Annotated in this window: 4 protein-coding genes; 3 read left to right on the top strand and 1 reads right to left on the bottom strand. The window is 55.2% G+C overall.

The window, feature by feature from the left end:
• The first annotated feature begins 172 nt into the window (after positions 1-172).
• Positions 173-706 carry a hypothetical protein gene (locus LAT75_RS14830; protein WP_291483480.1) on the top strand — a complete coding sequence of 178 codons (534 nt, stop codon included), beginning with the start codon at positions 173-175 and terminating at the stop codon, positions 704-706.
• 838 nt (positions 707-1,544) lie between these two features.
• Here LAT75_RS14830 and LAT75_RS14825 read toward each other — a convergent pair.
• Positions 1,545-2,015, bottom strand: coding sequence for an SRPBCC family protein (locus LAT75_RS14825; RefSeq protein WP_291483478.1), 471 nt, complete (start codon positions 2,013-2,015; stop codon positions 1,545-1,547).
• 202 nt (positions 2,016-2,217) lie between these two features.
• Between LAT75_RS14825 and LAT75_RS14820 the strand changes: the two genes are divergently transcribed.
• Together LAT75_RS14820 and LAT75_RS14815 are read left to right on the top strand one after the other, a co-directional pair.
• Positions 2,218-3,684: a DUF1302 family protein gene (locus LAT75_RS14820; RefSeq protein WP_291483477.1), complete on the top strand. Its 1,467-nt coding sequence runs from the start codon at positions 2,218-2,220 to the stop codon at positions 3,682-3,684.
• Between the two features lie 346 nt (positions 3,685-4,030).
• Positions 4,031-6,322, top strand: coding sequence for an MMPL family transporter (locus tag LAT75_RS14815; RefSeq protein ID WP_291483476.1), 2,292 nt, complete (start codon positions 4,031-4,033; stop codon positions 6,320-6,322).
• Positions 6,323-6,717 lie beyond the last annotated feature (395 nt).

Here is a 6,717-nt window from a genome sequence, read left to right as displayed (position 1 = left end):
GTTCGCTGAAAAAAGCCTTCGGCAAGCCTGCATATTTTACAGCCCGGCACATCCGGTACAGTCATTCACGGTTTTACAGAGACTTCATTTGAAATCCGTGAAACTAATGTTTAGCTTAAAAGATAAGCTAAGTATCTGATATTGATACCTAATACCAACTTCCTCAGCTGCTATGAAATGCTTTTTTAGCCTTCTTTTTGTTTTTACAATCCCACTCAGCCTGAACGCGCAGCACACAGAAGCCTCTGAACAAGCATCCCAAAACTACAGCCTGCACGGGTCAGCTGCGGTTTCAGTGTTTTCGGATGATGTATCCCAAACCGGAACAAGTCTCTTCGCCCTGTATGAGCCCGAAAGGCTTGCATTCAGCCCAGCCGTTGCTGTTGCCGGAGCTGAACGCAGTCCCTTTGCGCTCAGCCTGCGTACCAATGTGCTCATGCGCCTGCTCCCTGCCGATGAACGTGCTGCTGTACAGTCATTCAGTCAGGCAGCACTTTTTTCTGATTTTGCGGAGATGAATGCCGGTGTGAGTCCGGCAGAGCAGTTCCGGCTGAGTCCGCATGCCTCCAACAGCAACCGGCGAAACAGCTATCACCTGCTGCCCCCCTCCGCACAGATCCGCCGCGACATGCACGCCCCCCCCACAAACTTCGACCACCTGCTCCGCGGCACGATGGGGCTTATTGAGGTCATTCGGGGGAATTGAAGCGCGCGCAACGCGGGGACGGCATGAGGGCGGCAGACCGCAGACCGCAGACCGCGGATTGTGGCTCCGAGGCCTGAATGACAATATCCTTCGACTCCGCCTCCACTGCGCTGCGCCTCCGCTCAGGATGACAATGCTGATTTTTATTAACCCGGCGCGGCTTGCCGCGCCGTTTGCATTTCTTGTCCCCTAACACGTCATCCCGGAAAGCGTGCGGTTTTTGGAATTTGGGGTTAGGTAAAAAGCAACTCGCACGCTTATCCGGGACCTTCCAGCGTATTCACGCCGCCATGCCGATAGCAGGTTGGGGTGGCTTCGCCGACCGGGGACCGGGGGACAGGGGGCTGTGGCTGGCGGTTCACGCCCCCAAATCCTAAACTACCCCCAAACAAAAAGCCCCTCTCCTGAAGATAATGTCCGTAAAGCTTCGTGGCCTTTTCAGGAGAGGGGTTGGGGTGAGGTCTAAACGAGGAGCGTTCAGGATGCCGTTTTCCGGCACGGTGAGCGGGAAAATTGTACCGGCTTTTGTGCCCTGCTATTGCATTGCGGCAGGTCTTAACTGGTAGGTCCCGGATAAGGCCGTTGGTTTAAGAGCTTGTTAAGTTACCCCGCGCGGGCCTTTCCGGGATGACGGTGGTGGGGGGCTGGGCTTCGCCGACCGCGGACGGCAGGCTTGTTTTGGAGCAACACCCCGCCCATCACGCCAGCTACAAGCGCAAAACAAGAAACAAGAAACCCGAAACGCGAAACGCGAAACCTAAAACACCCTTCCATAAAAAAGGCCGCGCAGGTTGTGCGCGGCCTTGGGAGTTGCAAAACAATAAGAATGCTGTTTCTGTTAAACAGCGGCTTGCTCTTTGTCAGCAGTTTCTTCGTTCTTCTCTTTGAAGGTGCCGTTTTCGAGGGCTACCCGGAAGCTTTCCAGATCTTTGCTGAGTTGCTCGTCGAGACCGCCGATGAAAGCTTTGAGTTCGCCTTCTGCTTCACCGAAAAACGGACGATAATCGAGGCTGAAATCGACACGGGTACGGGTGCCGTTGTCGAGAGGAGTGAACCGGATGGTGCCAGTCTGATTCAGATTGCCATTAATTGTGATCCACGCAAAGCGGGTGTTGCGAAGGTCATCTATAATGTTAGTCGTCCACTTGTACTCCTCACCGCCAATGGTGGTTCTGTATTCGTAGGTTTGAGAATTAATCTTGATGACTTGCTCGATACCACTGAGAAAAAGCGGAAAATCCACGGGGGAATTCAGGCTTTCATATACTTTGGCAAGAGGCAGGTTGACTTCAATACGTTGATGCGCCATATTGGATAAATGTGCTTCGTGAAGTTTACGGGTTATGATTCAAACTGATTAAATCAGTCGGCTTGGGCAGATAGCTGTTCCACTACTACATTATTGCAAAATTAAGATTTTTTTCCGAAAATATCAATTTGCTTTTAATATGAATTTTTCTTCTCTTTCACTTGGGCACACCATAACCAAAACACTACCTCCTCAATTGAGAATGCCCGTTAGCTATTCACTTCGAAAAACTTCCTCTGCGCGCTTTGAAGCGCGTTTTTTGTTTCTGCTCGTTCCCGTTTTGTCTTTCTGCCTGATCGGCAGCCCTTTCGGAGCGGCAGCACAGACTTCCGTATCCGGGTTTGTGAGCAGCTACAGCGCCTACACCACAACGCCGCCGCATGAACTTATTTCAGCCCGAAACCGCCTCCGGCTGAATCTGAGGCACAATTTCCCCGACGGACGGGTCTATGCCTCCGGCGACCTCCGGCAGCTGTTCGCATCATCCGCTGATTCGCTCGATTTCCGCATGCGTGAGCTTTTTATGGATGTGTTTCTGTCCGGCGGCGACCTCCGCATCGGCAAACAAGTGGTGGTTTGGGGCAAGACCGAGGGGGATTTCATCTTCGATCTGGTGAGCCCCTTCGACCTTTCGGAATTCCTCACACAGGATTTCCGCGAACTCCGGGAGGGTGTCACCGCCGTAAGCTACACCCACTTCTTTGGCCGCAATCAGCTGCAGCTGCTCATCAACCCGGCCTTTGAGCCCTCCCGACTGCCGGCCTACGACGGTCCCTGGGGTGTTGTGCCAACCGACATCTTCCCCCTCCCTACCCAATTCAGGGCTTACGACCCGGAGCGCATCACCCTGAAAGACACACAGCTCGCTGCACGCTTCGCATGGCGGGGCGCCGCTGACTGGGACCTTGATTTCGCGCTCATGTACTGGCGGCAGCGTACGCCGGCCTATTTCAAGCGGTTTGAAACCACAGATCTCGCTCCGGGGCTGCGTCTGCCGGAGCAGGCCGTGCTCGAAGAGCGCTACAAGCCGGGCCTCATCGCCGGTTTCTGGGGCGAGTACCGCGCCGGCACACAGCTGCGCTTCCCGTTTGAGCTGGCCTGGTTTCAGCAGCGGGCTTTCGATACCCTTCCCGGACCGCTCAGCATGGCCGACCTGCAGCTCTTGCAGGCCATTGCCGAAGCCGGTCCCGATTCCCCGCCAAACATCCCCCTGCCGGAGCTTATAGCCCTGCTCGGCCGCTTCAACGAAACGCTGGACGCCGGTGAGGCCGGCGGATTCCTCAGCTGGCAGCCCGCCCTCAAGTGGATGGCCGGTGTGCAGTTCGCTGCCGGCGGCTGGAACTGGAGCGCGCAGTACATCGCCGATGTTATTCTGAGTCCGGATGATGAGATCTTGCAGGATGCCTGGTTTCACGGCATCACCCTCAGCACCAACCGGAGCCTGCTTCGCGACAAGCTGCTGGCCCGGCTGCTCGGGCGCTATCAGTTCAACGGTCAGGATTTCTGGATCAATCCGGAGCTGAGCTATGCCCTGCGCGACGGCCTCAGCATCACCGGAGGTGCACAGCTTTTTGGCGGCAAAACGCCAGACACAGGCTACCCGCACCTGAGTTTCCGGCAGTACGGCCCCAACAGCCTGCTGTACCTCAGCGCCGCCTGGTTTTGGTGAGAAGGATTTGGGGCGCGGGATGACGGGTTTCAGGTGGGTAAGCAGCATGGCGGCACGGCAAGCTACGACGGGTAATGCATGGGCTTCCGCTTTAGGTGCTGCAAGGCCGGGGCGCTTACGGTATTTGGGTTAGCCCCGAAACCTGAATGAATTTCATCAGAACTTTATAGAAGAACTATTAAAACAAAAAAATCCGCGGTAATCCCGCCAAATCCGTTCAATCCGCGTGCCATAAGCAAAGCAAAATCCTCTTCTCATTTTCACGGCATCCTATTGGAATGCAGGCGGCTGTGCGTGATGTTTGCATCAGCTCACTTCACTGAATCCTTTTTGAATTTCGCCCTTTTTGGAACGTCTCGCTGATTTTATCATCTCGAACCGCAGGCCCGTGCTTGCCATTGCGGTTATCCTGGTTTTTGCCTCCATCTACCCTGTACTTAATGTGGAAGCCGATTTCAGCCTCGAAGGCTTCTTCCCCGAAAATGACCCGACCATTGAGGCCTATCAGCGTTTTTCGGAGGAATTCGGCCGTGACGACAATGTGATCGCCATCGGACTCTCACACGCTGATGTGCTCGAAACGGATTTCATCGAAAAGCTCCGGTCGCTGGTTTCTGCTATGGAAGAAATCGAAAATGTGACGGAAGTCCGCAGTCTGCTCGATGCACAGCGGCTGCGAAACCTCGACGGCCGGCTCGTTGCCGAGCCTTACTTCAACGGCACCATCCCCGACCGGCAGGCGCTGCTTGCTGAAATCACGGCCGATCCTTTTGTGCAGGGGCTTTTTATCAATAATGAAGCGGACTTCACCGCGATTTATCTCGCGATTGATGAAGACCTCAACCTGTTCCCGGTGCGGGAGCAGATTATCGGCGATATGATGCGCATCCTCGGGGAGCAGAACGGGCTTGAGTACTATGTAGCCGGCATTCCGTACTTCAGGAATCAGTACGTGAATGTGCTCAACAGCGAGATCATTTTCTATATCAGCATTTCGTCGGTGCTCATCATTCTGCTGCTTTGGTTTCTGTTCCGGAACATGCAGGGCATCGTGATTCCTATCCTCATTGTGTGGCTCACCATTCTGTTTACGGTCGTCATATTGTGGGCATCGGGAGGCTATTTCGAAATTCTCACGAGCACTATCGCCCCGATACTGCTGTGTGTCGGGGTTGCCGATTCCGTGCACATGCTCTCAAAGTACCGCGACAACCGCATGGCGGGCGTCGAAAAAGCACCGGCCGTACGGGAGAGTCTGATTGTGCTGGGCAGCGCAACCTTCCTTACGAGCGTTACAACCGCCATCGGCTTCGCGACGCTGCTCACGAGCAATGTGGTTCCAATGCGAACCTTCGGCCTGTACACCGCCATAGGGGTAATGGTCGCTTATGTGATCACCATTTTCCTGCTGCCCAACCTCATGCCGTATTTCCGCGATACCGAGCCCGGCGGACTCCCCGGAGCGCGGGTGCACAACGCCATCGGCAACTTCCTGCAGGCTACCTTCCGCTTCTCCCTGAGGTACCATAAAGCGGTCGTGATCGGCACCCTGATTGTAACAGCGCTTATCGCAACCGGCATTGGTCAGCTGCGGGTTAACGGTTTTGTTTTTGATGATGTGGGGCGCGATTCCCCCCTCATTGCCGACAGCTACATCATCGGGGAACGGCTGAGCCCGCAGTTTCCGCTGGAAATCATAATCGATACGGGCGAGGAAAACGGCATCACCGATCCGGAGCTGCTTGCACGGGTTGCTGCTCTGGAGGAAAAGCTCATCAGCTTTGATGAAATTGACCGCAGCCGCTCGCTCACCACGCTGATGAAGCAGATACACCGCACCATGCAGCCGGAGGAAGCTGCCCTCTCTCCCCTGCCCGACAGCCGCGCCCTGCTCGCGCAGTATCTGCTGCTGATGGAAATTACCGATGCAGACGCCCTCGACCGTTTCACCGACTTCACCTATTCGCAAATCCGGGTTTCGGCGCAGACACAGGATGCCGGTTCCTGGCGGATGAATCAGGTGAGGGCCGATCTCATGGAATACATTGCGGCGCACTTCCCGAACGAGGAGATCACCATGACGGGCACGACCATTCTCGTGGCCGACCTCACCGATAATATCGTGCGCTCGCTGGCTTCGAGTATCGGGCTGGCCTTTGTTTTTATCTCGCTGATTATGGCCTGGCTGTTCCGGAATTTCAAGCTGGTGATTATCTCCCTGCTGCCCAACATCATGCCCCTGCTCGTGATTGCCGGGGTGATGGGCTATTTCGGGATTGACATCAAGCCTTCAACCGCTGTCATTTTTACGATTGCCTTCGGGATTGCGGTGGATGACAGCATCCATTTTCTGGCGCGCTTCCGCATTGAAAGCCGGCGCGGACGCACGCTGATTGACGCGGTGCGGGTCACAACCGAGAAAACGGGCCGGGCTATCATCCTCACAAGTGCCATCCTGCTTGTCGGTTTCGGAACCCTCGGCAACAGCGAATTTGATTCGACCATGTACATGGGTCAGCTGGTGAGCATCACGATTTTCACGGCCATCATTGCCGATCTCTTTTTCCTGCCCGCGTTGATATACTGGTTTAAGCCCGATATGCGCGCCCTGCGCGGGGAGTTCGGTGAGCGGGATTGATACGGCGGAGGGAGTGATATGGCATGCCTGCGGCATGCTTAATTTGGAGGGGCGCGCGCGTTTTCTAACCATGTGGTATCCCTAACGGGATATGGTGTACAAGCCTTGTTCAGCCCTCGGTCGTCGGTCCTCAGCCGTCTGCCGTTTGGGGTCAAAAATAGATTTCCCAACTCAAACACCATTTCAACCCGCATATCCGGCGGTCAGGGCTGTTCGCCCTGCCTCTACTACATGGCATGCCTGCGGCATGCTTAATTGGAGGGGGCGCGCGCGTTTTCTACCCATGTGGTATCCCTAACGGGATATGGTGTACAAGCCTTGCGAAGCCCGCGGTCGCCGGTCCTCAGCGGTCTGCCGTTTGGGGTCAAAAATGAATTTCACCACTGAATCCCATT

Source organism: Cyclonatronum sp., assembly GCF_022565315.1.
Taxonomy (GTDB): Bacteria; Bacteroidota; Rhodothermia; order Balneolales; family Cyclonatronaceae; genus Cyclonatronum.
This window is presented reverse-complemented; position numbering and strand designations above follow the sequence as displayed.